Here is a 445-nt window from a genome sequence, read left to right as displayed (position 1 = left end):
ACGCGGGACAGGCTCCCCAATACGTCGATCGCCGGATACTGATTTTTCGCCGCCACTTCCCGCGACAGGATCATGTGCCCGTCAAGAATGCCGCGTACTTCTTCCGCAACAGGATCACTGCCGCTCTCGTCTTCCGCGAGTACGGTATAGAGCGCGGTGATCGATCCGGTCCTCCCCATTCCGGCGCGTTCGAGCAAGCGCGGCAATTCGGCGAAGACCGACGGAGGAAAGCCTCGCCTGGCAGGCGGCTCGCCGGCCGCGAGGCCGATTTCGCGCCCGGCTCGCGCGAAGCGCGTCAACGAGTCCATCATCAACAGCACGCGTCGGCCGCGGTCCCGAAAGTATTCGGCGATCGCCGTCGCCGCATAGGCCGCCTTCGCCCGCTCCATTGACGAACGATCCGACGTCGCGCAGACGACGACGGAACGCGCCATGCCCGCCTGCC

General features: G+C 65.8%; 1 pseudogene. It reads right to left on the bottom strand.

Annotated features, from left to right (window positions below):
• Positions 1-445: pseudogene (locus tag ACU8YE_RS25315) on the bottom strand (EscN/YscN/HrcN family type III secretion system ATPase); the annotation flags it as partial.

The organism is Ralstonia sp. VS2407, from assembly GCF_052950655.1.
This window is presented reverse-complemented; position numbering and strand designations above follow the sequence as displayed.